This is a genomic window from Dietzia sp. SLG310A2-38A2 (assembly GCF_014145095.1).
GTDB lineage: Bacteria > Actinomycetota > Actinomycetes > Mycobacteriales > Mycobacteriaceae > Dietzia.
Genome location: NZ_JAALDX010000380.1, coordinates 1 through 2,834 on the forward strand (window position 1 = coordinate 1; position 2,834 = coordinate 2,834).

Sequence of the window (2,834 nt, forward strand, 5' to 3'; positions counted from 1 at the left end):
CGCTCTCCCCCGGGTCTGTCGACCCCGAGCCTGTCGACCCCGTGGCCGCGTTCCGGCCGGCCCCGCCCGAGCAGCGCACGCCGGAGCGGTACCTCCCGAGCCCCTCGCCCGACCCGTGGTACTCCTCCCCTCCCGCCGTCGCCCCCGATACGGCTCCCGGCACCATCCTGGCCACGCGCCCGGTGTCGATCCCGCCGCACAACGTGCGCAACTTCGGGCGCGGATGGCAGGTCCTGGTCCAGAGCTCCGACTCGCACGACCGGCCGCAGCAGATCGTCTCCACGATCATCGAGCCGGCCACGCCGTGGCCCGGCCCGGGTCCCCGGCCGCTGGTGTCGTTCAACGTCACCATCGACTCGCTGGGTCTGGAGTGCATGCCCTCGCACGTGCTGCCCCACAAGTTCAACATGGAACTGCCGCCCTTCCTGCAGATCCTCGCCGACCGTGGCTACGGGCTCGTGCTCACGGACTTCCAGGGCCCACGGGCCGCCTACGCGGCGGGGCGTGCCAACGGCCGGGCCGTACTCGACGGGATCCGCGCGGCCCGCGCCTTCACCCCGGTCGGCGACCAGGGCCCGCTGTTCTCCGACTCGCGCGTGGTCCAGGTGGGGTACTCCGGTGGGGGGATCGCCACGGGATGGGCCGCCCAGCTGCAACCGGTGTACGCCCCCGAGCTCACCGACGTGCTCGTCGGGTCCTCCGTGGGCGGTGTCCCCGCCGACTACGCGGACCTGTTCGACACGATGGACGGGACGCTCGCCTCCGGCCTCTACCGCGCGGCCGTGCTGGGGCTGGCCCGCGAGTACCCGCAGCTGTACCCGCTGCTCAACGACACCGGTGACGTGGTGGCACACCAGCTCCGGGACGCCTGCGCGTCGACCAACACGGTCGGCGGGCTCGCACCTTTCCCGCTGTCGGCGCTCACCGACGTCGACCCCCGCACCGATCCCACGGTGATCGAGGTGATGGCGCGGAACCGACTGGGGCGCGCCGACCCTGTCCACGGGGCGGATCCCCGTGAGGTCCCCTCCGGGCCCGTGCAGGTGTGGCACGCCGACGCGACCGTCCCGATGGGCCCCGGCCCGGGCTCGTCGCAGGGCCCCGGGGACACCTTCGTCCCGGAGTGGACCGCCCACAGGCTGGTCGACGAGTGGTGCGCGGCGGGTGCGGACGTGGAGTACACGCCCGTGGCCGGTGAACACGTGACCGGCGCCTACACGGCGGTCGGACCCGCGCTCGACTGGGTCGACGCCCGCGCCCGGGGCGTGCCGTTCACCACGGGGTGCCGCTGATCGGCGATCCCGGCGGTAACCTCGACCGGGTGAGCACCACGCAGCAGACCCCCCCGGCCGAGTCCGCCCTGGACACCGAACTCAAGCGACTCACCGGCTGGGGACGCACCTCGCCGGCAGTGAGCCACGTGCTCACCCCGCGCTCGGTGGAGGAGATCTCGGCGGCCGTCGCGGCGGTCAACGACGCCAACGCGTCCGGTCCCGCACACCTGCAGCGCGGGGTCGTGGCCCGGGGACTCGGCCGCTCGTACGGGGACAGCGCGCAGAACTCCGGCGGTCTCGTGCTGGACATGAGCCGTTTCAACCGCATCCACGAGCTCAACGCCGAGAAGGCGCTCGCCGTGGTCGACGCCGGTGTGAACCTGGACCAGCTCATGCGCGCCGCCCTGCCGTTCGGCCTGTGGGTGCCGGTACTCCCGGGCACGCGCCAGGTCACCGTGGGCGGGGCGATCGGACACGACATCCACGGCAAGAACCACCACTCGGCGGGGTCGTTCGGCAACCACGTCACCCGGATGGAGCTGCTCGTCGCGGACGGCCGCGTCCTCACCCTCGAGCCCGGCGGGACGTCGGACGACCCCGGGGGCACGCTCTTCTGGGCCACGGTGGGTGGCAACGGCCTCACCGGCGTGGTCCTCAAGGTGTGGATCGCCATGACCCGCACCGAGACCGCGTTCTTCCTGGCCGACTCCGACCAGACGGCCTCGCTCGACGAGACCATCGCGCTGCACACCGACGGCTCCGAGTCGAAGTACACGTACTCCTCGGCGTGGTTCGACGCGATCAGTGCGCCGCCGAAGCTCGGCCGCGCCGCCGTATCCCGCGGTTCGCTCGCCACGCTGGCCCAGCTCGAGGAGTACGCACCCAAGCTCGCCAAGGACCCGCTGGCCATGAACGCCAAGCCGCTGGTCACGTTCCCGGACGTGTTCCCCAACGGCCTGGCCAACAAGTTCACCTTCGGCCCCATCGGCGAGGTCTACTACCGCCTCGGCGGCACCTCGCGGAACAAGATCAAGACCCTCCCGGCCTTCTATCACATGCTCGATCTCTTCGGGGAGTGGAACCGCGCGTACGGGTCCGACGGCTTCCTGCAGTACCAGTTCATCGTCCCGCCCGGGGCGGTCGACGGGTTCAAGGAGATCATCGGCGACATCCAGCGATCGGGCCACTACTCGTTCCTCAACGTGTTCAAGCTCTTCGGACCCGGGAACCAGGCCCCGCTCTCGTTCCCCATGGAGGGGTGGAACGTGTGCGTGGACTTCCCCATCAACGATCGACTGAACGCGTTCGTCAACGAGCTCGACGCCAAGGTCATGTCGATGGGCGGCCGGCTCTACACCGCCAAGGACTCGCGGGTCCCGGCCGAGCGCTTCCACGCGATGTACCCGCAGATCGACTCGTGGATCGCCACCCGCCGCGAGATCGATCCCCACGGGGTCTTCGTCTCCGACATGGGACGGCGGCTCGAGCTGCTCTGACCCGCGGGGCGCCGGACCCGACCGGCAGCGCCCCCGACCGGCAGCGCCCCCGACCAGCGGTGCC

2 protein-coding genes are annotated in these 2,834 nt (G+C 71.4%); both read left to right on the top strand.

What is annotated here, in order from left to right; translation table 11 throughout:
- The coding region (locus G6027_RS13270) for a lipase family protein (RefSeq protein WP_182637583.1) at window positions 1-1,292 on the top strand (1,292 nt) is incomplete at its 5' end.
- Between the two features lie 29 nt (window positions 1,293-1,321).
- Entirely contained in the window at window positions 1,322-2,770 is a 1,449-nt protein-coding gene (locus G6027_RS13275; protein WP_182637584.1) for an FAD-binding protein, read from the top strand.
- Window positions 2,771-2,834: the final 64 nt, after the last annotated feature.